Annotated in this window: 19 protein-coding genes and 1 pseudogene; 18 read left to right on the top strand and 2 right to left on the bottom strand. The window is 44.8% G+C overall.

Annotated features, from left to right (window positions below; all coding sequences use genetic code 11):
* The first annotated feature begins 5 nt into the window (after positions 1–5).
* From B5771_RS24620 to B5771_RS01535, 9 genes and pseudogenes are all read left to right on the top strand, one after another.
* The gene (locus B5771_RS24620) at positions 6–662 is read left to right on the top strand and encodes a hypothetical protein (protein ID WP_242966692.1); all 657 of its coding nucleotides are present in this window, start codon (positions 6–8) and stop codon (positions 660–662) included.
* Positions 623–1,024 carry a hypothetical protein gene (locus B5771_RS24615; protein WP_242966691.1) on the top strand — a complete coding sequence of 134 codons (402 nt, stop codon included), beginning with the start codon at positions 623–625 and terminating at the stop codon, positions 1,022–1,024. Before B5771_RS24620 ends, B5771_RS24615 begins: the two co-directional genes overlap by 40 nt.
* A 258-nt stretch (positions 1,025–1,282) precedes the next feature.
* Positions 1,283–2,839 (top strand): collagen-like protein, encoded by a 1,557-nt coding sequence (locus B5771_RS01560; RefSeq protein ID WP_207652668.1) that lies wholly within the window; start codon positions 1,283–1,285, stop codon positions 2,837–2,839.
* Positions 2,840–2,934: 95 nt separating this feature from the next.
* Positions 2,935–4,020 carry a glycosyltransferase gene (locus tag B5771_RS01555; RefSeq protein ID WP_088185951.1) on the top strand — a complete coding sequence of 362 codons (1,086 nt, stop codon included), beginning with the start codon at positions 2,935–2,937 and terminating at the stop codon, positions 4,018–4,020.
* Positions 4,021–4,158: 138 nt separating this feature from the next.
* Complete coding sequence (locus B5771_RS01550) at positions 4,159–5,256, top strand: glycosyltransferase family 2 protein (protein WP_047811890.1); 1,098 nt, start codon at positions 4,159–4,161, stop codon at positions 5,254–5,256.
* 139 nt (positions 5,257–5,395) lie between these two features.
* Positions 5,396–6,460 (top strand): annotated as a pseudogene (locus tag B5771_RS24610) (glycosyltransferase); the annotation flags it as partial.
* An 81-nt stretch (positions 6,461–6,541) separates the two neighbouring features.
* Positions 6,542–7,105 (top strand): class I SAM-dependent methyltransferase, encoded by a 564-nt coding sequence (locus tag B5771_RS24965; RefSeq protein WP_172408119.1) that lies wholly within the window; start codon positions 6,542–6,544, stop codon positions 7,103–7,105.
* A 45-nt stretch (positions 7,106–7,150) separates the two neighbouring features.
* Positions 7,151–7,750, top strand: coding sequence for a class I SAM-dependent methyltransferase (locus tag B5771_RS01540; RefSeq protein ID WP_047811889.1), 600 nt, complete (start codon positions 7,151–7,153; stop codon positions 7,748–7,750).
* A 110-nt stretch (positions 7,751–7,860) separates the two neighbouring features.
* Entirely contained in the window at positions 7,861–8,574 is a 714-nt protein-coding gene (locus B5771_RS01535; protein ID WP_047811888.1) for a glycosyltransferase, read from the top strand.
* A 138-nt stretch (positions 8,575–8,712) separates the two neighbouring features.
* On the opposite strand, the gene B5771_RS01530 is transcribed toward B5771_RS01535, so the two are convergent.
* On the bottom strand, positions 8,713–9,702 hold the full coding sequence (locus B5771_RS01530) for a glycosyltransferase family 4 protein (RefSeq protein WP_047811887.1): 990 nt from the start codon (positions 9,700–9,702) through the stop codon (positions 8,713–8,715).
* 227 nt (positions 9,703–9,929) lie between these two features.
* Between B5771_RS01530 and B5771_RS01525 the strand changes: the two genes are divergently transcribed.
* The 3 genes from B5771_RS01525 to wecB all read left to right on the top strand — a co-directional run bounded on the left by B5771_RS01525 (position 9,930) and on the right by wecB (position 13,101).
* Positions 9,930–11,009 carry an NAD-binding protein gene (locus B5771_RS01525; protein WP_088185949.1) on the top strand — a complete coding sequence of 360 codons (1,080 nt, stop codon included), beginning with the start codon at positions 9,930–9,932 and terminating at the stop codon, positions 11,007–11,009.
* 66 nt (positions 11,010–11,075) lie between these two features.
* On the top strand, positions 11,076–11,996 hold the full coding sequence (locus B5771_RS01520; RefSeq protein ID WP_088185948.1) for an NAD(P)-dependent oxidoreductase: 921 nt from the start codon (positions 11,076–11,078) through the stop codon (positions 11,994–11,996).
* A 22-nt stretch (positions 11,997–12,018) separates the two neighbouring features.
* On the top strand, positions 12,019–13,101 hold the full coding sequence (wecB, locus tag B5771_RS01515) for a UDP-N-acetylglucosamine 2-epimerase (non-hydrolyzing) (RefSeq protein ID WP_088185947.1): 1,083 nt from the start codon (positions 12,019–12,021) through the stop codon (positions 13,099–13,101).
* 157 nt (positions 13,102–13,258) lie between these two features.
* Here the strand turns inward: wecB and B5771_RS01510 are convergent, their stop codons facing one another.
* Entirely contained in the window at positions 13,259–14,254 is a 996-nt protein-coding gene (locus tag B5771_RS01510; protein ID WP_088185946.1) for a CAP domain-containing protein, read from the bottom strand.
* 285 nt (positions 14,255–14,539) lie between these two features.
* Here B5771_RS01510 and B5771_RS01505 point away from each other — a divergent pair, with 285 nt between their 5' ends.
* The 6 genes from B5771_RS01505 (at position 14,540) to glmM (ending at position 22,065) form a co-directional block, all read left to right on the top strand.
* Positions 14,540–15,694 (top strand): DUF362 domain-containing protein, encoded by a 1,155-nt coding sequence (locus B5771_RS01505; RefSeq protein WP_088185945.1) that lies wholly within the window; start codon positions 14,540–14,542, stop codon positions 15,692–15,694.
* Between the two features lie 95 nt (positions 15,695–15,789).
* On the top strand, positions 15,790–16,812 hold the full coding sequence (locus B5771_RS01500) for a DUF1786 domain-containing protein (protein ID WP_088185944.1): 1,023 nt from the start codon (positions 15,790–15,792) through the stop codon (positions 16,810–16,812).
* Positions 16,813–16,909: 97 nt separating this feature from the next.
* The gene (cdaA, locus tag B5771_RS01495; protein WP_088185943.1) at positions 16,910–17,722 is read left to right on the top strand and encodes a diadenylate cyclase CdaA; all 813 of its coding nucleotides are present in this window, start codon (positions 16,910–16,912) and stop codon (positions 17,720–17,722) included.
* Between the two features lie 3 nt (positions 17,723–17,725).
* Positions 17,726–18,952 (top strand): CdaR family protein, encoded by a 1,227-nt coding sequence (locus tag B5771_RS01490; RefSeq protein ID WP_088185942.1) that lies wholly within the window; start codon positions 17,726–17,728, stop codon positions 18,950–18,952.
* 15 nt (positions 18,953–18,967) lie between these two features.
* Positions 18,968–20,569 (top strand): FAD-dependent protein, encoded by a 1,602-nt coding sequence (locus B5771_RS01485; protein ID WP_088185941.1) that lies wholly within the window; start codon positions 18,968–18,970, stop codon positions 20,567–20,569.
* Between the two features lie 158 nt (positions 20,570–20,727).
* Positions 20,728–22,065: a phosphoglucosamine mutase gene (glmM, locus tag B5771_RS01480; protein ID WP_088185940.1), complete on the top strand. Its 1,338-nt coding sequence runs from the start codon at positions 20,728–20,730 to the stop codon at positions 22,063–22,065.
* Positions 22,066–22,423: the final 358 nt, after the last annotated feature.

Genomic DNA, 22,423 nt, shown 5'->3' with positions numbered 1-22,423 from the left:
ATTTGATGATTATTTTAACGACTGGGTTGATTGACAATCCTGCGGTCTCTGGGGTAAGACCAACGTCAACGCTAACTGTCAGGATAACAAATGATGACACCGTTTCAGCTTCCGTTGAAATTATAGGATTCTATTTGACTGGAGTCACTAAGACAGAGTACGTTTTGGAGCTTTTTGCCTTAAATCCGGGTGAGGTAGCTACAAGAAATTACTATGCTCAGTTTGATGCTTTTGAGTTCCAGTTTCTAACTAGCTCAGATGCTGTGGAGATCACAGCCTGGGGAAAAAATGCTGCCGGTGATTTGACAACAGCCCATCGCATGGTAGCCGAAGAACTGAATGTGATTGGCTCAGAAGGAATAACAGGGGCAACTGGACCGACAGGGGAACGCAGGGTATTCAAGGAACGCAGGGTATTCAAGGAACGCAGGGTATTCAAGGAACGCAGGGTATTCAAGGAACGCAGGGTATTCAAGGAACGCAGGGTATTCAAGGAACGCAGGGTATTCAAGGAACGCAGGGTATTCAGGGAACTCAGGGGATCCAGGGAACGCAGGGGATCCAGGGAACGCAGGGTATTCAAGGAACGCAAGGTATCCAGGGCACTGCAGGAACAGGCGGTTTGCCTGCCTTTGGATATGTCTATGAACTTGCTACACTAGCTGATGCAACTGTCGTTGGCGGCGCCGATGTACCTTTCAGTAACAACGGTCCTCTTTCAAATATAACGCACACTGCAAGTGCGACCACTGTGGTTGTCGCTAATACCGGTAATTATCAAATCGATTATAGTGTGTCAATAACTGCAGGCGTCGGTTCGTCAATTGCTATCACAGTGAACGGTACAGTAGATGCCTCAACGCCTATTTCAGCGCTGATTGCCACTGGTCAAGTTTCAGGTCAGGCTATTTTGTTACTAAATGCCGGGGATGTTTTAACACTAAGAAATAATTCAGCTACTCCCTTAACTATGGAATTAGCACCAAGTGTAGGGGCACAAATGACAGTCGCTGAATATAACTAATAAACATTTATGGGGTTAGATGATATCTGGCAGTAACAGAAACTGGACATGAAACGTAAAATTATAGTAACGATAGATTACGACGGTGTCCGTAAATGTGGTGCACTAAATAAGAGAATTTTTGAAAATCGGAGGGCAAAAAATTTGCCGAGGTATCGCTATTTGATTCTCGCTAGCCAAGATATCAATATAAGCATCCATTTTTAAAAAGTATACTTCAAAATAATCCTAATAATTATAGGAAAGGAGATGGGGTAATTGCCTTCTTTAACTACTGGGTTGATTGACAATCCGGCGGTCGGCGGGGTCAGACCGACTTCGACGCTTACTGTGAGAATAACAAATGACGATTCAGTAACTGCTTCCATCCAAATACAGGGTTATTATTTAACCGGAGCTACAAAAACACAGTACGTTTTGGAATTTTTTACTCTGGTACCCGGTGGAGTGGCAACTAGAAACTATTTTGCTAATTTTGATGCTTTTGAGTTCCAATTTATAACGAGTTCTGATGCCGTTGAGGTTACGGCCTGGGGAAAAAATGCCGCAGGTAATTTGACGACAGCCCATCGGATGGTGGCTGAAGAGATAAATGTTATTGGGGCTCAAGGGATAATAGGAGCGACGGGAGCGACGGGAGCAACAGGTATCCAAGGAACGCAGGGTATCCAAGGAACACAAGGTATCCAAGGAACGCAAGGCATCCAAGGAACGCAAGGCATCCAGGGAACACAAGGCATCCAAGGAACGCAGGGTATCCAAGGAACTCAAGGCATTCAAGGAACGCAAGGCATTCAAGGAACGCAAGGCATTCAAGGAACGCAAGGTATCCAAGGAACACAAGGTATCCAAGGAACACAAGGTATCCAAGGAACACAAGGTATCCAAGGAACGCAAGGTATTCAAGGTATCCAAGGAACGCAGGGTATCCAAGGAACGCAGGGTATCCAAGGAACGCAGGGTATCCAAGGAACGCAGGGCATCCAAGGAACGCAGGGCATCCAAGGAACCCAAGGCATCCAGGGAACGCAAGGTATCCAAGGAACGCAAGGTATCCAAGGAACGCAAGGTATCCAGGGAACGCAGGGTATCCAGGGAACACAAGGCATCCAAGGAACGCAGGGTATCCAAGGAACGCAGGGTATCCAAGGAACGCAAGGTATCCAGGGAACGCAGGGTATCCAGGGAACACAAGGCATTCAAGGAACGCAGGGTATCCAAGGAACGCAGGGTATCCAAGGAACGCAGGGTATCCAAGGAACGCAAGGTATCCAGGGAACGCAGGGTATCCAAGGAACGCAGGGTATCCAAGGAACCCAAGGCATCCAAGGAACGCAAGGCATCCAGGGAACGCAAGGTATCCAAGGAACACAAGGAGCAACTGGAGCTACCGGGTCTGGATTAGCAGCCTATGCGTACCTCTATGATACGACAACGCAATCAATTGCCAGCGGCGGTGATGTGACGTTTAACTCAGTTGGCATATTAATCGGAGGTATAACTTACGCTACTGGTTCAACACAAATAACTTTGCCTGCCGGAAACTATTCAGTCGATTTCTCGACTACAGTTTCTACCAATAATGAGTTTGCTTTAACTCAAAATGGGGCAATACGCATCCGTACGGTGTATGCGTCGAGCGTTTCCGGAACGCCTACAGTTCGAAGGAATGAAGGGCCTTCAATTATTACCGCTTCAGCCGGCGATATTATAACATTGAGAAATACAAGCGGCGCAACGGTTACTTTGGTAAACAACGCTTTTGGACAGCTCACAAACGTGGCAGCAAGTTTAAGATTTATGAAATTAAATTAACTGCTTAAACGAGGGCTCCACGGAGCCCTCTCCTCAAACTATTGGCCTATACTTATAGATAGATATTTTACGGTTGTATACGAGGTGAATAAATTGTGAATAATTCAAAGATTACAATAAGTTTATGTATGATAGTAAGAGATGAAGAACAAACAATCTCCAGATGCCTGGATTCTGTGACAGGTATTCCTGATGAAATAATCATTGTTGATACGGGGTCAATAGATCAAACTAAAGAAATCGCCCAAAAGTATACTAACTTTGTTTTTGATTTTGAGTGGATAGATGATTTCGCTGAAGCACGGAATTTTGCTTTTTCTAAAGCTAATATGGACTATATCCTTTGGCTGGATGCAGACGACATTATCTCAGGGTGCGATCGTGACAAATTTTTGATATTGAAAAAAAGCCTTGATCCTTTGATCGATGTGGTTAATATGCCTTATATATTGGACCTCGATGAATATGAAACGGTTGCTATGAGTCTTCGCCGCAACAGATTGGTAAAGCGCAGTAAAAACTTTCAATGGTTTGGGGCCGTCCATGAATTTTTGAAAATTGACGGTTATGTTATGAACAGTGATGTCTGTGTGACTCATCTAGGAATCCGGGATGATCCGAATCGCAATCTCAGGATATTTGAAAAACAGATGATTAAAGGGAACCCCTTGTCAGGAAGAGATCTCTTTTATATAGGCAATGAGCTGCTTAGTCACCGCTTATACCATCGTGCCATTGAGATCTACCAAAAGGCTCTTCAGCAAGAGGACTTATGGGTTGAAAATAAACTGTCTGCCTGCCAACGTCTTGCCGGAATTTATCATCATCTTGAAGACAAGGACAATGAATTACAATTTCTCTTTAAATCCTTCGAATATGATGTTCCTAGGGCGGAGTTCTGCTGTCATCTGGGCAATTATTTCTTGGAAAATGGCCAGTACGAAAAGAGTATTTTTTGGTATAACCTTGCTACTAAGCTGGAAAGGCCTGGAGAGAACTGGGGTCCGGCGGAGCATGCCTGTTGGACTTGGCTTCCCCATATCCAGTTATGCCTTTGCTATGATCGTTTGGGTAACTACAGCCTTGCTTACAAACATAATGAAATCGCCCGGGGTTACCGTCCCCAAGATCCCCGGATTCTTTACAACAAAAAATATTTTGAAGATATTTTAAGCCCTTAGATAAAGCATGGATGTTTCTTAAAAATCGATTCCCCTAACTGAATTATTTAGCTCGATATTTCGCGAAGAAAATGCACCGCTGTCCCCTGTTATGAATACGATATATTGACTTTATTTTTGGGGAGGCTAAATAATCCAATGCCACAAACAGAAATAACCATCAGTCTGTGCATGATTGTCAAAAACGAAGAGAGCAATATCGAGCGCTGCCTAGATTCGGCGCATAACCTTGTGGATGAAATTAATATAGTAGATACCGGTTCGACGGACCGCACGAAAGAAATTGTAAAAAAATATACTGACCGAATTTTTGATTATGCCTGGAATGATGATTTTGCTTCCGCCAGGAACTACGCTTTCAGTCAGGCAACTAAGGACTACATTCTCTGGCTGGATGCAGATGACGAGCTTCTTGAACAGGATCAGAAGGAGTTTTTAACCCTTAAGAAAACGTTGGATCCTGTGGTAGATGCTGTAAACATGCCCTATCATTTGATTCTGGACAAACATGGAAAACCTATTTGCAGCCTGCGCAGAAACAGGTTGGTCAGGCGCAGTATGAATTTTCAGTGGATAGGGTTGGTACATGAGTATTTGGAGGTTAACGGGAAAGTTTTAATCTCAGATTGTGCAGTTACTCACAGAGGAGGCCCGGGTGAACTTGACCGAAATTTAAAGATTTATGAAAGTCGTTTAGCAAGGGGAGAAGTTCTTTCTCCTCGGGATCTATATTATTACGCCAATGAACTAATAGACCACAAGATGTATAATCGAGCGATCGAATATTACCTTAAGTTTTTGGCCACCGGAAAAGGATGGGTGGAGGATAACATTTCTGCTTGCGGGAGGCTCGCGGATTGTTTTGAGATTCTTCATGAGCAGGGAAATATGTTCAAATATTGTTTTAAATCCTTTGAGTATGATACTCCACGGGCTGAATTTTGCTGTCGTCTTGGTTTTTATTTTCTTCAATTAGAGGCGCTTGATCAGGCCGTTTTTTGGTATAAACTTGCCACAGAAGTAGAGTTGCCTATAGATTCATGGGGTCAGGTTAACTACGACTGTTGGACCTGGCTTCCTCATCTGCAGTTATGTGTCTGTTACGACAAATTAGGAAAACATGAGCTTGCCTACAAGCATAATGAGTTAGCCTTAAAGTATCGTCCGGAGGACTCCCATATTCTTCATAATAAGAGATATTTAGAGGGTGTGTTGGGATTGGAATCCGAAGGATAAATAAGACCTAGTTTTAAAAGTCCTCAGGCAATAGCCAAATGCCAGAGGGCTTCTTTATTTTGAACGAGTGTGTCCATATTCTAGTGTCATGAATACGATAAAGTATGGCTGAAACCCAAACTTTGAGGTGATATAAACGATGGAAGAGCGTCCGATAACCATCAGTCTTTGTATGATTGTTCGCAATGAAGAAAGCAACATTGCCAATTGTTTAGAATCTGTGAAGGGAATCCCAGACGAAATTGTTATCGTTGATACCGGGTCGACGGATAACACGAAGGAAATTGTACGTCAATACACTGATCAAATCTATGATTTTGAGTGGATTGATGATTTTTCTGCTGCCCGTAATTTTGCTTTCGCTCAAGCAAGGATGGATTATATTCTATGGTTGGATGCCGATGATATTTTATCAGAGGTAGATTGTCAGAAATTCCTGAATTTAAAAAGTAATTTGACTCCGTTCATTGACGCTGTCAATATGCCTTATAATTTATCGTTCGATGAGTTCGGAGTCGTAACGTATAGTTTTAGGAGGAATCGCCTGGTTAAGCGGAGCAGTAACTTTCGTTGGGTTGGAGCAGTCCATGAATATATTGATGTGAGTGGAAACATTCTTAAATCGGATATATGTGTGACCCATACGGGTACGGCTGAAATCAGCGAACGCAACTTGAGAATATTTGAAAAGTGTCAGGCAAAAGACATGGTCTTCACTCCGCGGGATTTGTATTACTATGGCAATGAATTATTTGAACATCAGCTTTATAATCGTGCTGTTGAAGTCTATCAAAAATTTTTAAACACCGGACAAGGATGGGTGGAGGATAGACTTTCAGCTTGTGCGAGGTTAACTGATTGCTTTCAGCAGTTGGGCGACAGGGATAAAGAACTGGAGTATAATCTGAAATCCTTCGAATTTGCAGCTCCGAGAGCTGAGTTTTGTTGTCGCTTAGGATTTTATTTCCTGAGTGCTGAAAAATATGAACAGGCCGCTTTTTGGTATAGCCTAGCTACGAAACTAGAAAAAAGCGACATATGGGGGCCCGTGATTCAATCCTGCTGGACATGGCTGCCTCATTTACAGTTGTGTGTTTGCTACGATCGCTTAGGCAAGTATGAGTTAGCCTATGAGCATAATGAAATGGCTAGAACGTTTCGACCGGAAGATTCTCAAATTCTGCACAACAAGAATTATCTGGAGCAAACGTATGGATTAGGGTCTGCCGAAAGAAAAGTCAGTAATCATGAGTCAGCTTTTGAGTCAAGTAAAAGGGGATGGAGTATGAATCACTTGCAGATTGCTTTAAAAGATCAATTGCCAGGTTTAAACTGGCACGAGGACTTTATCGTTCACCTGGCGAGCCTTTACAGACCGAAGGTTTATGTGGAACTTGGCTTATTTCAATGCGCTCTTTTTAACAGAGTTATACCCTTTGCCGAACAATTAATTGGGGTTGATATAACCCCAGAGGCCGGAAACTATATGCAGCATTCTCCCAAAACGCATTTCATGAATGCTGCAACCCAAGAATTTGTCAAAGAATTGCAGGCAAACCCTATAAAGATTGATATGTTATTCATCGATGCCAATCATAGCAAAGAGGCCGTACTACAAGATTTTAGGGACTTTTTCCCTTATGTCGCACCTCACGGACTCATTCTGCTTCATGATACTCATCCGAGCGATGAGGCTATGATGCAGCCGAATTGGAGTGGTACTGCCTGTCAAGCTGTTGAGATATTGGCCCAAGATACGAAGGACTATGAATTAATGACGATTCCGATTGGCCCCGGTTTAACGATTTGCCGGAAACGGCAGGTTCAATTATCCTGGCAGGAGGAATAAAGAGGCCAAATAAAAGGAATTAACGTTTGAAAGGGTGTTCGGTCAATGACAGTAACTATCTCAACCGTAACCCACAAAGATTTCCTTGTTACGATTAATGAACTTCTGTTGGATTCCCATTCGCTCTTGGATGTGGGCTGCGGTATGTGTGTAACTCTCAAAGAATTTCATTGCCCTATAAAAATAGGTGTTGATGTTCATCGGCCATATTTAGAAAAAGTTAAGTTCGGTGAGCAGATTATCAGACTCAATTTTGCGGCTGAGCGGCTTAGTGAACTATTCTTGCCCAATACCCTGGATAGCGTAACTTTAATTGATGTCATTGAGCATTTTGAAAAAAAGGCTGCCCTTGATGTTTTGCGTCAATCTGAGGAGATTGCCTGCAAAAAAGTTATCGTCTTTACTCCGAGAGGATTTTTCCAACAAAAAGAATTTGATTATTACGGATTAGGGGGAGAAAGTTATCAGCGGCATCGATCGGGATGGGAGGTTGAGGATTTCCAAAAGCTCGGGTATCACGTTGTTGTTTTCAGTAAGTTTCACGATCAATCAAATTTTGCTTTCTTGGAAATCTACGGCAAAGACGCTGAACCTGTAGATGCCCTTTTAGCTTGGAAGGATTGCTCTCCAATCAGAGATTTGTGATTTGGTGTCAGCCGTTCAAGGCTTTGCATGTTTCAAAAGGATGCATCGCCTAGGTGAAAGTCGCTCTGTAATTTTGTAATAATGTGCTTTTACGAATTGGAGGAAATTAAATGATTATGCCGCTCGTTAGCGTGGTTATTCCTACGTACAATCACGCCAGATACATTACCCAAGCTGTTGAGAGCGCTCTGAAACAGACTTACCAAAACGTTGAAATTCTAGTTGTCGATGATGGTTCCACAGACAACACTGCAGAGGTTATTAAGCCGTATTTAACGCAAGTCCACTATATCTACAAGGAAAACGGCGGAACATCCAGCGCCTTGAACTATGGAATAGAACAAGCAGCTGGCAAATACGTTTGCTGGCTAAGTGCCGATGATATGTTTGAACCTGAAAAGACGGCTAAACAGGTTCTTTTGCTGGAGAGTGATCCATCGCTTGGCTTTTGTTATACGAGCTTTATGATTATAGATGCTTTGGGAAACATTACCCATCTGATACGTTCGTTTTACACGGCTAATACTCATGACATGGTTTTAAGACTTATGGATGCGTGTTTTATCAACGGTTCAACCGTCATGATGAGGAAGTCTGCTTTAGAGAAGACGGGAGGATTTGACGAAACTTTACCGACGGCTCATGACTATGATATGTGGTTTCGCTTGTTACGAAATGGCCCTTGTGGATTTATAGATGAACAACTCCTTAAGTATCGCTGGCATGGCGAAAATATGAGCTTGTATGGAGTTAATTGTGATGCCAGAGTAAAAGCCAAGGCCAAAGAGCTTTTTCCGGAATGGCTGGGGGAGGACAGACTATAGTATACAAGGTGTCTCAGAGAGTTTAGCGTTCATTATTATCAAGGACAGTAACCGTAATCATTTTCAAGCGGTTGCTGCCCTTTTTCAGTAGTATTGGATATCGCTTCACGAAGGTTATCTGAAATATAAAGAAAGGGGTTAAAGCCGGTCTAATAAGAAGGATTCTACCTGATTGGCAGTACGCTGCCAAGTCCATGGCCGGACATCTTTAAATCCATTGCGGGCAAGGACCTGCCGTTGGTCATCATTTAACAGTAACTGTTTTATGCCCTCGGTTAGTTGAGCTACATGGCTCGGCGAAATAACGAGACAGTTTTCATTATGCTTAGCATAATCACGGTTCCCGCCGCAATCGGTAGTTACAACGGCTGTTTGGCAAGCCATAGCTTCTAATGGAGGCAGCCCAAAGGCCTCAAAATACGAGGTATAGACATAAAGATCAGCTTGGGCATAGAGTCTGGCCATCTCATGGTCGTTTTGCGGAGTTCGCTGTTCACAAGGAAAAGGAGGAACAAGTTGATCCGGTTCAGGGTGAACAACATAAACATCAAATTCAAGATGCTCGTCTTTTAAACGGGAACAGGCTTCCCAAAAATCGTTGCCACCTTTCCAAAAATAACCATATTTTTCAGAGCGTGATATATAGAAGATAGTCTTGCGGCCGGTTAGTGACGAGTGTTTGGGCAAGGGATGAAAGATTGACTGATCAACTCCGCCGTGGATCACGGTGCTGTCTCGTCCGGTACCATTTAAAATCATTTGGCGGTGCCACTGGGATATGGAGAGAATGGGGGCATCAATCTGATAGGTTTGCAGAGCCAGCTCATCTTTAACCCACAGGGGCTCGTAGCCAAGGCTTAAACGGACGACCCGGCCCTTTTTCGATTCCCAAGCCGGCATAACCGTCGTATAAAAGTTCGGAATAATAAAATCTGCTGAAGGTATAGCTTCCGGAATAAGCGCTTTAACACGTGTGATTTTCACGTGTAAGGGCCAGACAATTAAGCCTTCTTCGGGTATAACAATTTCAATGTCGTGTCCTTTGTCTGCCAGGGCATTGGCCAATTGACAAACAAAGCGTGCTCCGCCGCCGGTCCCCAGACTATGATTCGGAAACACAATTTTCATGGTGACATCCCCCCTTTTATAACTCACTTTGAGGTAAATGCTTTTGGTTTTAAAGATGGATAGTATAGCCTATGCCAGTAAGCCCGGCACAGGAAGCAACATTTCAACAAAAAGTGTGCTGGCCCCTTAGACATAGTCCTCCAGCTAAATGCTTATTCAGAGTTGTGTCAACATTAAGGGGACTGCCATACCTTATAGTGATGAGCTAGAGGAGGATGGATCCAAAAATGAAAATTTGTGTCGTGGGTTTGGGGAATATCGGTTTTAATCTTTTCGCCTTCCTTTGTCAGAGATTTGCCGGAGATGTAATCGGAGTGGATGTGAATGAGCGCAGAGTTGATGAATTAAGGCGCCAAGGTTATAGGGTAACTGGGGATTATCGGGATTTAACTGAGATCGATGTTTGGTTAATGGCTCCCTCCACGGGTAATCAAGGGGAAAATCTATTTGCGGCTTTAGACCAGATGGTACTCTGTCCGGGCTCTTTAATTTCTGTAGAATCGACATTGCCTCCTGGAACAATGCGGCGAGTGCGTGAATTCTTGGCGGAAAAAGGGTTAACCGTGGGAACTGATATTTATTTAATCCATGTGCCCCATCGAGTCATGTTTGGCGTTGACAAAACCGTTTGTGATACCCCTCGGGTAATAGGAGCCTTTACGGAGGCCTGTTTGGAAAAAGGACGTCAGTTCTATGCTCCCTTGGTTCCTGGGCTGGTGGAAGTATCTGATATCAGGGTGGCGGAGCTGTCTAAGGTCGTTGAGAATGTCAAACGTTATATAGATGTGGTATTTGCTGAAGAAATTTACGGTTATTGTGCAGACCAGGGAGTGGATTATAACGAGCTAAGACGCGCTGTAAACAGTAAAAATAACGTTGAACTTCTTGAAACCGACTGGGGCATTGGCGGAGAGTGCCTGCCCAAGGATATGCGTTTCTTGCGATCTGTTTGTCACTCAACTTTGCTGGAAGGGGCGGAACAGGCTGATCGGCAATACAGAAGCAGGATAGTGCGTCAGGTGGGGAGCGGTAAGAAAGTTTTAGTCAGAGGTGTAAGCTATAAGACTGGGGTTAAGGATCTTAAGCATAGCAGAGGGGTTGATTTGGTCAGCGCTTTAGAAGCGGCCGGGAATACTGTTTGGGTGGAGGACCCTTTATTTACCGCTGCTGAGCTTAGGAGTGCCGGCTTTAGAGTGACGGATGATCAGGAGAACGAAAACGAAGGAAGCGTTGCAGATGGGGTAGTATTGGAACGGCAAAGGGCCTTAGAGATGGAGCTTCCTTTAGAATTAGATAACGGCTTATAGCCTTCAGGGAATAGCCGGGTTCTATAAATATAATAAGTCTAATCAGTGAGAAAAGGAGCAAATAAGATGGCCAAAATATTGGTAATCGGCAGTAAGGGAACTTTAGGTTCACCCTTAGTAGGAGTACTGCAAAGCCGGGGGCATGAGGTTTGGGAAGTTGATTTACAGCACCATCAGGGAGATAAGTATTTTAGGGCGGATATTGCGGAATATCGCCAGTTGGAACGGGTTTTTGAACAAAATTATGATTTTGTTTATCTATTAGCGGCTGAATTTGGCAGGATTAATGGAGAACATTATTATGACACACTTTGGAAAACAAATGTTATCGGGACACGTAACATTCTGGAGTGGCAATTGAAAAAAGGTTTCAGGCTGGTATTTACTAGTTCCTCTGAAATCTATGGGGAAGCGGCAGAACCTGTGTTGACGGAAGACTTACCCTTGAAAAAGACAATAATTCAGCATAATGATTATGCCTTAACCAAATGGGTCAATGAAGTTCAGGTTCTGAATTTTGAGAAAAAATTTCAGTCCCCGATTGTTAGATTGCGTTTATTCAATGCTTATGGCCCTGGAGAATATTATCACCCCTACCGCAGTGTTGTTTGCCTCTTTGTTTATCGAGCCTTAAAGGGTATACCCTACGATGTTTTTGAAGGATATCACCGTGTCTTTATGTACGTTGATGATTTGATCCCGACAATGGCCAACGTTGCTAATAATTTTATGCCTGGAGAGGTATATAACATCGGTGGAAGGGAATACCGCAGTGTCAAAGAATTAAGTGATTTAGTGCTTAAATATACGAAGGGCAATCCGAAATTAGTTAGTTATCTTCCGGAAGATAAGCACAATACGGTTAGTAAACGGCCTGATATTCGCAAAGCGATGACTGATCTGGGACATGATCCCAAGGTAGTGCTGGAAGATGGTTTACCCATGACCGTGGAGTGGATGAAGAAGATTTATGGAGAGGACCGTTAATAATTAGAAGGGAACTCCAGCAATGAAGATAATGACTATATTGGGTACGCGCCCTGAGATCATTCGTTTAAGCCGGATCATTCCTATTTTGGATAGCCTTTGTGAGCATATTTTCGTGCATACCGGTCAAAATTTTGACCGAACATTAAGCGCTATATTTTTTGCTGACTTAAAGCTGAGGCCCCCGGACTATTTGCTGGAATGCAGGGCTTCAACGCTGATGGGACAAATCGGCGAGATATTGAGCCGGTGTGAACAGGTGATGGTTCAGGAGAAGCCGGACCGCCTGCTAATTTTAGGGGATACCAACAGTGCCTTGACTGCGATGGCGGCGAAACGGCTGCGTATTCCGGTTTACCATATGGAGGCGGGCAACCGTTGTTATGACGACCGGGTACCGGAGGAAATTAACCGGCGAGTGGTTGATCATTGCAGTGATATTTTGCTGCCTTATACAGAGCGAAGCCGGGCCAATCTGCTTAGGGAAGGGATCGACGGAAAACGTATCTATGTAACGGGCAATCCAATCGGGGAAGTGCTTAGGCATTACTCAGACAGGATTGAACAAAGCCAAGCGCTGCAGACTTTGGGCGTGGACAGCAAGAGGTATTTCCTTGTGACGTTACACCGTGCTGAAAATGTCGACGATGAGGAACGCATGGCCAAATTTATCACTGCACTGCATGGGTTAGCTGATGAATACGGAATGCCCCTTATTTGCAGTCTTCATCCGCGAACCCGTTCTCAGTTAGAGAGGCAAAAAAGGACTTTAGCCGGAACAGGCATTCAAGTCGTTGAACCCTTAGGGTTGTTTGATTTTGTGCATTTGGAGCAAAATGCTTTCTGTGTTTTAAGTGACAGCGGAACTGTTCAGGAGGAGTGTTGTCTCTATAAGGTACCGAATGTAACATTGCGTGATGTGACGGAACGACCAGAAACTATAGAGTCAGGAAGTAACCTCATTGCGGGATGTGAACCGGAAGCCATCTCGCGGGCTGTAAAAACGGTTTTAAGTCAAGGGTGGGATTGGGAACCTCCGCCTGAGTACCTGGTCCACAACGTCAGCCGTACAGTTGTAAAAATTCTCTTTAATCACGTCTGCTGACAAGCCGGAATAGGATAATAGCTGGGCACGAGAGTTCCAAGCATAGCAAAAAAAACAAACTCAGCACAGCGTTTGCTAGTAATGCGGAGTTTGTTTTTCAAATACGTCATTTCAGTATTTATTATTTAGTGGTCTTGAGGAAGCTGTATACAGATTTCTATTCTTGTAAAAATTCTTGAACATAAAGATTACCATAGGCACTTCCGTAAGCGATTCCTACGCCCACATGGGTAAAGCGGGGATCAAGGATATTGGCCTTGTGGCCAGGACTTTGCATAAAAGCCGCCATAGCTCCGGAAACAGAGTCATTCCCGGCAATGTTTTCTCCAGCCCAGCCAACAGTTAATCCTACCTCCTGCATCATGGCCCAAGGGCTGCCGTAAGTGGGTGATGTATGGTCAAAATAATTATTCGCTTTCATATCGTCGGCCTTGGCTTGTCCAACTGAAACTAAACGAAAATCTACCTTGAGGGGGGCAACACCGGCGGCGGCGCGTTCTTGATTAATCATATCCACCATTTGCTGTTCATCGGGTGTCAAAGAAGTAACCGCAGGAATGGCGGGAGTCGTAGGTGTAGTTGTTGGAGAGCTTGAGGAGGATGTCGGGGAAGTGTTAGAGGTTGGAGGTGTCGAGGTCACCGGAACAGAGGATGATGACTGGTTAATATTTTTTAAGGAAACAACGCTTCCTCCGAGGCTTGGTTGTCCAATTGTTACTGTCACCGGTTGGTATTGAACGGTTGAAGGCGTTGAGGAGTAGTTTGTTGACGTTCCCGTTCCCTGTGTTGAAGTAGGGACAGTCACCGATGTGGAAGGAATCGAGGTCGGATAAATATTTTTTAAAGAAACAACACTGCTGGAATTAGTCGTAGTCGGCAGGGTGTTGACTGTTGGAGCAGAATTCTGAGTTGAGGGCGTAGTAGATACAGACGTTGTTGATTGAGTTCCGGAAGCTGTCGTGGTGGTAGTCGGAGCAGAAACTACTTGCGTCGCGGCAGGTGCTGTCGATCGGAGGGTAACCACTGAACCTGAGGCAGACCCCGGTAAGGATTGTGAACCGCCGATCAGCAGGGCGGCCTGTGCCGGCATAGCAATCGTGGTCATGAGTAAAGCCATTTGAATTCCTGCGAACACTTTAAAACGTTTATTCATGTATGTATCCTCCTATTAAAATTGAAGACAACAGTAGTATAACATGACAAGTTGCTTCATCAAATGGTACATTTTGGGAATGAAAAGACAAATTCCCGTTTACTGGTAATTTCCTTCTCTATATAAAACATTGTATAATGAAGGCATCTATTCTCTGTTTTCGGCAGGGTAAAACTCTATAAATGGATATATAAGTAAGCAAAGGTTAATCATGACGTTAAATTCAGTGCTTTCCCAGGAGGAGGAGAGAATCTCTTTAACGATCTGGAGAGGGTGAAAAGCTAAGTGCAGGAACAGGAAAAAGTAGTTTTAAAATATTGCCCGGATTATACCGCTGATGTTGAACTGAGCTTGAGAGATGGTTTGGCAGAATGGGGCGGTATGTCCGAGTTTGTGAAGCCCGGTCAAAAGGTATTGCTGAAAGTTAATCTTCTGATGAAGAAGCGGCCGGAGGAAGCTGTTACGACTCATCCCAGCGTTGTTGAGGCAGTTGTTCGTCTGGTTCAGGAAGCGGGCGGGATTCCGATTATTGGAGACAGTCCCGGGGGGCCTTACACTCTGAGTGCTCTGCAAGCGGTCTATGCCCGATCTGGCCTGCGTGACGTCGCCGAAAGGACGGGAGCACTTCTTAATGAAGATATTGGCCAAACAACTATTCCCTATCCTGAAGGGAAATTAGTTAAAAGTCTGACCGTAACAAATTGCGCTCTCAATGCAGATGTGATTATCCCTCTTTCAAAGCTCAAAACTCACGGGATGATGACCTTTACAGGGGCTGTGAAAATTCTTTTTGGTGTTATTCCTGGTCTGCTTAAGGCAGAATATCATTTAAAAATGTTTAAGATCGCTGATTTTGCCGATCTTTTAGTGGATATTGCTGCTTGGGCCAAACCAGCCTTTAGTATTATGGATGGAATAACAGCAATGGAAGGAGACGGCCCATCAGCAGGCAGACCACGCAATGTTGGAGCTTTGATCTTAAGTAGGGACCCTTTCGCTCTAGATGTTGTAGCGGCTGATTTGATTGGTTTAAAGCCAGAAAAGGTACCTACAGTGATGGCGGCCCGCAATCGGGGATTAATCAGCAGCCTGGAAGAAATTCAGATAAAAGGAGATGCCCGTTCTCTCTGGCGCATTCAGGATTTTATAATACCCAAAGCTGTTTCGACCAATTTCTTGGATATGGTGCCTATGCCCCAAAGGGCCAAGAAGTTTGTGCTTAATCGTGTTCGCCCGCGCCCTGTTTTTGACCATACTAGTTGTGTGGGGTGCAAAGACTGTGTCAATAACTGTCCGCCAAAAGCTCTGAGCATGAATGAGCAGCAACGCCCTGTTGTAGATTTAGAAGCGTGTATTCGCTGTTTTTGCTGTCAGGAGCTTTGCCCGCAGCAAGCTGTGAAAATCTTTAAGCCCTTGATGGGAAGAAAATTACTAAAATAATTGCAATCCCTACTAAAGTTTAGTAGTATGTCCGAAGATGATTGTATGCCGCAGCCAAAGGATGGTTACGGATATGGCTGGAGAAGGTGTTGGAAATGAGTAATAATTTAATTGCTGTTGATGTTGGTTCCGGTACACAAGATATCCTTCTTTATCAATCTGGGGTCGCGTTAGAAAATTGTCCTAAGTTTATTGTTCCCAGTCGTACGCAGGTCGTGGCAGCTCAGATACGAAAAGCCAGCTTAAACGGTAGGAAGATTTTTCTGCATGGCTATATGATGGGCGGCGGAGCCTGTACCCAAGCTTTAAAAGAACACCTAGCCTTAGGTCTCAAGGCCTATGCTGCCCCTCAAGCTGCTCTAACATTTAATGATAACTTGGAAAAAGTTAAGTCTATGGGAGTTGAACTCTGTCCGGAAGCTCCCAATGCTGCAGCTTCTATCTGGATGGGAGATATTGATATCTTAGCCTTGGAGCAGGCGATGGGAGCTTTTGGTTTAGACTACCCCCAGAATTGGGCCGTAGCTGTTCAGGATCACGGTTTTAGCCGAACAGAAAGCAATCGAACGCTGCGCTTTCAGTTATGGAAAGATTTTGTACTTCGGGGAGGAGATTTGAGAACGCTGGTTTTCAAAGAAGAAATCCCCGAAGTCTATACCCGGATGAGGGCTGTGCGGGAGATCCTGCCGGGTGCTGCAATTACGGATACCGGGACTGCTGCGCTGTTGGGAATTATGGCCGATCCGTTGGTGAAGCCTTACCTGGAGCAGGGTATTTTAGCGGTTAATATCGGGAATTCCCATACGCTTGCTGCTGCTATACGGGGAGAACGTGTTTATGGGATTTTCGAACATCATACGAGTATGTTGACTCTTGAAACATTGGCCGCCTTTATCAAACGTTTTCAGGCAGGGGAATTGACCAATGAAGAAGTTTTCCGTCATGGAGGTCATGGCGCAACAGGACATCCGGATATGAAAGCCGGCTGGGAATTTGTGGCTGTTACTGGTCCTAAAAGAAGTATGGCAAAATCTTTAAATTGGTATGAAGCGGCCCCCTATGGGGATATGATGTTAACAGGGTGTTTCGGTCTTCTTGCAGGGCAAAAAATTATTTAAACTCTATAAAAATATTTTTAAATGGCAAGGTATTTTTCGATGTGTGGAGAATCAATAAGAAATGACTTTTTAGAGTATATAAGAAGGGGGGAAGACCATGACGGGGGTTTTATCTCAATTTCGTAATTTTGGCTGGTTGGATGCCATTGATGTTCTTGTGGTGACAGTGGTCTTCTACCAATTCTATATGCTCATTAAACGAACTCGGGCAGTTCAGTTGGTCAAAGGTGTTTTGGTGCTTCTTGTTGCCTACCTTTTGGCGAAATATTTTCAACTGCGTACATTAAGCTGGATTCTTGACAAATTGTTCCAGATGTTTGTCATTGCTATTCCGGTGGTATTCCAGCCTGAGCTTAGAAAATTGCTGGAGCAGCTTGGCCGAGGTCGATTTTTAACACGCCATCCTTTAACTCCCGGCATTAATTCTTTAGAACAGGTCGTTGAGGAATTGGTGCGCTGTACTCAAGTGCTCTCGAAGAATCGTATTGGAGCTTTGATCGTCATTGAACGAAAAACCGGAGTCCAGGATTTTGTAGAGACTGGTATCAAAATTGACGGGGTAGTCTCCTCCGAGTTTTTAGTCAATGTTTTCATTCCGAATACACCGCTTCATGATGGGGCAGTTATTATTCGTTCAGATCGTGTGGCCGCAGCGGGTTGTTTCCTTCCTCTTTCAGAAAACCCCAATATTCAGAAAGATTTAGGTACCCGACACCGGGCTGCTTTGGGCCTGACAGAAATTACAGATGCCATAGCTCTTGTTGTTTCAGAGGAAACCGGTGCGATTTCTGTGGGAATTGACGGTGCTTTGACTCGTTTTATGGACGATAAAATGTTACGTGAATTGTTGCTGAGGGAACTTGAACTGAATGGCACCTCTTCCCCGACAATTCCTTTTTGGAGGTGGTAGCTAGTGATTGATGTTTTACGGCGAAACCTCGGTGTTAAATTGCTTTCGTTTTTAGTTGCCATACTTTTTTGGCTCTTTGTTATGAATCAAGGAAGTGCTGATAAAATAATATCTGACCAAACGTTGACGGTTCCTTTGGTCGTTACCAACCTGCCGCAAAATATGGTCGTGATGAGTCAGCTTCCTTTAATCAGTGTCCGTTTCCAGGGAATTAATCCCAGCGCCAATATTAAAGACATATATGCTCAGGTGGATCTTTCCGGGGCAACAGCTGGAGAACACAGCTATTCAGTTATCATTAATGCCCCTGTAGGAACGACTGTAGTGGATCGTCAACCGGCAAGCATAAAACTAACGTTGGATAATGTTCAGGAGAAAATTCTTCCGGTTCGGGTTGCCATGTCTGGCAATCCTGCCGATGGGTTCCAAGTTGGGACTCCTATTGTTAAACCTTCGGCGGTAAATGTCAGGGGACCGAGTTCGGTTGTTTCAAACTTAGATAAAGTCACCGCAGAAGTCAGCATAGCGGGTGCCAATGATACTGTTGAAGTTTCTCCGGCCGTAAGTTTTCGCGATAAAGCAGGTAAACCTATTCTTGGTCCTAACCCTAGTGTCGATATCTTATCCGCTTATCCGAGCAGTGTCGATGTTATTGTTCCGATTACAGCCAAAGGTATGTCTACTAAGATGATCTCCCTCAAGGTAAAAACTACCGGTACAGTGGCTCAGGGGAAAGTACTTAAATCCGTAATAGCTTCACCTACCAGTGTGCAGGTTTCAGGCAGTGCCCAGGCCTTAAAGGGTTTCGATTCTCTGACCATCGGTCCCGTTGATCTTAGCGGCCTGACTGAAGACAAAACCTTTCAGATTCCTCCGGATCAGGTTACCCTGCCGTCGGGAGTCTCCTTCCTCAATGGAACGACAATCAGTGTTATTGCTCAGATAGGGGCCGGACCAATTCAAAAAACTATTACAGGTGTTCCTGTTGACATCCGAAATGTTGGCAAAGATCTTCAGGTTGATCAGGGAATATCGCCAGTCGATGTGGTGGTTGAAGGCCTTCCGGATGTCGTAAATAACCTAACGCCTACTCAAATCCAGCTGTGGGTAGATGCTTCCGGTCAAGCTGAAGGCAGTTATCCTAATACCCAGCTTCTCTGGCAGCTGCCACCTGGAGTTACCATGATTACAACGCCACAAGTAACCTATAGCCTTAAAGCGAAGGCTTAAAGGAGAATAATAAACGTGGATTTAATATGGACAAGTTTAAGAATTCCTGTCGAGGATGATGGTTTATTAAGAACTGTCATGGCCCGAAAGTTAAAGGTCCCTGAAGCAATGATTCAGGGACTTCGTTTCTTGCGCCGTTCCTTAGATGCTCGTAAGAAACCTAATCTTGTTTTTGATTATACCGTTCAGTTTTCGCTGGAAATTCCTAAAAAAGAAGGATATCGGCTTATATCAAGAATTCCGGGACTAAAAGAAGCTCCGCCGGAAGTTCCTGTAGTCTGGTCAAAGCCTGTGAAAAAGTTACGACATCGCCCTATCGTCGTCGGCTCGGGCCCGGCCGGATATTTTGCAGCCTTGGCCTTAGCCCGTAAAGGGTATCGGCCCTTAGTGCTGGAACGGGGAGATTCGGTGGACGAGCGGACGCGAAAAGTTCAGCAATTTTGGCAGACGGGGAACCTGGACACTGAGAGTAATGTTCAATTCGGCGAAGGAGGGGCGGGAACGTTCTCCGATGGGAAACTGACAACTCGTATCCAAGATCGTCGTATCACAGAAGTATTAGAAACCTTCGTTAAGCACGGTGCACCCTCCGAGATCCTGTTTCTGGCGAAACCGCACATCGGTACAGACATTCTTAAAGACGTCGTAAAGGGGATTCGCCAAGAAATCATTTCCCTTGGCGGCGAAGTTCGGTTTCGAGCTAAAGTGACAACTTTAAAGTCATCAGGAGGTCACCTGCAAAGTGTCATGGTAAACGGCCAGGAAGAAATTTCCGCTGAGGCAGTCGTTTTAGCCGTAGGGCATAGTGCTCGGGATGTCTATAGATTCCTCCATGGGCAAAACATTACTTTGGAGAGAAAAGGGTTTGCCATAGGTTTGCGTATCGAACACCCTCAGACATTGATTAATTTAGCACAGTATGGTGTTGAGAAACATCCTTTGGTTGGCCCTGCGGATTATCAATTGACCTATAAGGACGCAGGGACCGGTCGGGGGGCCTATGCCTTTTGCATGTGTCCCGGAGGAAAGGTTGTTGCCGCTGCTTCGGAAGAAGGCGGCTTAGTGACTAATGGCATGAGCGAATATGCACGGGATACGAACGCAGCCAATAGTGCTATCGTCGTAACTATTGGGACTGATGATTTTACGACCTCGCATCCTTTGGCAGGCCTGGAGTTTCAACGAACATGGGAAAGTAAAGCTTTCGCTGCCGGAGGCGGCAGCTATCATGCCCCGGCACAGCGAGTACGGGATTTTTTAGAGGGCCGGGTATCAGATGATTTTGACTTGCCTGCCAGTTATCTGCCGGGTATTACGTCCTGTGATCTGCATAGTGTCCTGCCCCAGGAAATTGGGGAGGTGCTTGGCAGAGCTTTGCAGGAATTTGAGCGGAAAATTCATGGGTTTACGGGGCCTTCAGCGACCTTGACAGGAATTGAAACGAGGACAAGTTCTCCTCTGCGCATCGTGCGTAATGAGCGAGGGGAATCTTTAAACCTGGCAGGATTATATCCGGCGGGAGAAGGTGCCGGTTATGCCGGCGGCATCACAAGTGCGGCGGTAGACGGCTTAAGAATGGCCGAGCACCTTATGGCACATTATGCGCTGATGGAGTAGAATAGGAGTGTTAGGCGATTAAAGTATGCCTTTCCATGCAAAACCTTAATTACGACATGTTAAAAAATAAGTTGAACATCTCGTCCATATGGTTATAATTAGATAATGTTCATGTAAGCTCATCGAGTTAAAAAAGTGATGAAAGGGAGAGAAAGGATTTGGGTCGACTCTTTGGAACCGATGGGGTGCGCGGCGTGGCCAACAGCCAGCTGACACCAAGCCTTGCTTTTCAACTTGGGCAAGCAGGTGCGTATGTTTTGAGCAAGGAGCATCCACACCCTCGAATTGTGATAGGCAAGGATACCCGGATTTCAGGGGATATGCTTGAAGCTGCCTTAATCGCGGGAATCTGCTCTGTTGGAGCGGACGTGTTAAAGGTAGGCGTCTTGCCGACACCTGCGATTGCTTATTTAACGCGAACCTTAGACGTTAGTGCAGGCGTGGTAATTTCAGCGTCCCATAACCCTGTTCAAGATAATGGTATAAAATTTTTTGATTCCACTGGATTTAAATTACCCGATGCCATTGAAGATGAGATTGAAAGTATTGTTGTAAATGACGATAAACCGTGGGATTCCCCCATCGGCGGGGAGGTCGGACGGGTTATTGAGGTTAAGGATGCTGGAGAACGGTACATAAACTTTCTTAAGCAGTCCGTAGGGCGCCTCGATGGCCTTAAAGTAGTTTTAGACTGTGCCAACGGCGCAGCAGCCTGTGTAGGACCTGCGGCACTGCGGGAATTTGGCGTAGAAGTCATTCCGATTTTCCATAATCCGGACGGTGTAAATATCAATGCGGGCTGCGGATCGACCCATCCTGAGGAACTGCAGCGGGCTGTTTTGGCGCATGGCGCTGATCTGGGTCTGGCCAATGATGGTGATGCTGATCGCTTGATTGCCGTCGATGAGCATGGAAATATCCTGGATGGGGACTTTATTATGGTGATTTGTGCTTTGGCTCAGAAGGAGAAAGGAACCTTAGCGGAAAATGCCGTAGTTGTAACAGTTATGAGCAATCTGGGGCTGCGTTTAGCCCTTAAAGAAGCCGGCATAACCGTTTATGAAACCCAAGTGGGAGATCGTTATGTCATGGAGGAATTACTGCGGACGGGAGCCAGATTAGGCGGAGAACAGTCCGGCCATATCATTTTCTTAGATCAAAATACCACGGGTGATGGCTTATTAACTGCTCTTCATTTGCTGTCGGTGGTCAAAGAACGGCAAGTTCCTCTTTCCCAGTTGGCTAAGCAAATGCAGAGATTGCCTCAGGTGCTTCTGAACACTCGGGTAAGCAATAAAGAACGTTTAATGTCCGATGAGAGAGTTCTAGCCAAAGTGAAGGAAGCTGAAGAGTTATTGGGCGGGCGAGGCCGTGTTTTAGTACGTCCTTCGGGAACGGAACCTTTGATTCGAGTGATGGTTGAAGGACCGGATCAGGAAAAATTGACGCAATTAGCCCAAAGTGTTATCGATATGATTATTAAGTGTGATGCATAAAGATACCATTGAATAACTTGTTTAGTTTAGCGTATAATTGGTTCATGTGTTGGAACAGATATGAGTCCTGAAGCATAGAATGCTTTGGCAGCATCTATTATGAGACCTTCCGGATGGAACTTTGTGATAAAACATACGTATCTGACCGGCACATGGACCTTTTGTTTAGTGGAGTGAACGAAGGGCCCCCATTGTAGAAGTGGTGGCCTTAAAAACGGGATAATGATTCGGTCGCGGATTTCGACCTTATCAAGCTTGTTCTTTGAAAGGGGTGATGCTATAAGAAAAGATCAGTTAGGAATTTCTATGTTTACGGGTTAGGGTAAAATTGAATTGCGTTGTTTCAGAGACGTTTAAG

It is taken from the genome of Desulfosporosinus sp. FKA (genome assembly GCF_002196785.1).
Taxonomy (GTDB): domain Bacteria; phylum Bacillota; class Desulfitobacteriia; order Desulfitobacteriales; family Desulfitobacteriaceae; genus Desulfosporosinus; species Desulfosporosinus acididurans.
The sequence above is the reverse complement of the archived record's forward strand: the minus strand, read 5'-3'. Positions and strand labels throughout refer to the sequence as shown.

Coding starts and splice junctions, on each gene's coding strand:
- cdaA (WP_088185943.1), top strand. CDS start 16,910: ATGACGGGGGTTTTATCTCAATTTCGTAATTTTGGCTGGTTGGATGCC.
- B5771_RS01530 (WP_047811887.1), bottom strand. CDS start 9,702: ATGAAAATTGTGTTTCCGAATCATAGTCTGGGGACCGGCGGCGGAGCA.
- wecB (WP_088185947.1), top strand. CDS start 12,019: ATGAAGATAATGACTATATTGGGTACGCGCCCTGAGATCATTCGTTTA.
- B5771_RS24965 (WP_172408119.1), top strand. CDS start 6,542: ATGAATCACTTGCAGATTGCTTTAAAAGATCAATTGCCAGGTTTAAAC.
- B5771_RS24620 (WP_242966692.1), top strand. CDS start 6: ATGATTATTTTAACGACTGGGTTGATTGACAATCCTGCGGTCTCTGGG.
- B5771_RS01540 (WP_047811889.1), top strand. CDS start 7,151: ATGACAGTAACTATCTCAACCGTAACCCACAAAGATTTCCTTGTTACG.
- B5771_RS01500 (WP_088185944.1), top strand. CDS start 15,790: ATGAGTAATAATTTAATTGCTGTTGATGTTGGTTCCGGTACACAAGAT.
- B5771_RS01535 (WP_047811888.1), top strand. CDS start 7,861: ATGATTATGCCGCTCGTTAGCGTGGTTATTCCTACGTACAATCACGCC.
- B5771_RS01520 (WP_088185948.1), top strand. CDS start 11,076: ATGGCCAAAATATTGGTAATCGGCAGTAAGGGAACTTTAGGTTCACCC.
- B5771_RS01525 (WP_088185949.1), top strand. CDS start 9,930: ATGAAAATTTGTGTCGTGGGTTTGGGGAATATCGGTTTTAATCTTTTC.
- B5771_RS01550 (WP_047811890.1), top strand. CDS start 4,159: ATGCCACAAACAGAAATAACCATCAGTCTGTGCATGATTGTCAAAAAC.
- B5771_RS01510 (WP_088185946.1), bottom strand. CDS start 14,254: ATGAATAAACGTTTTAAAGTGTTCGCAGGAATTCAAATGGCTTTACTC.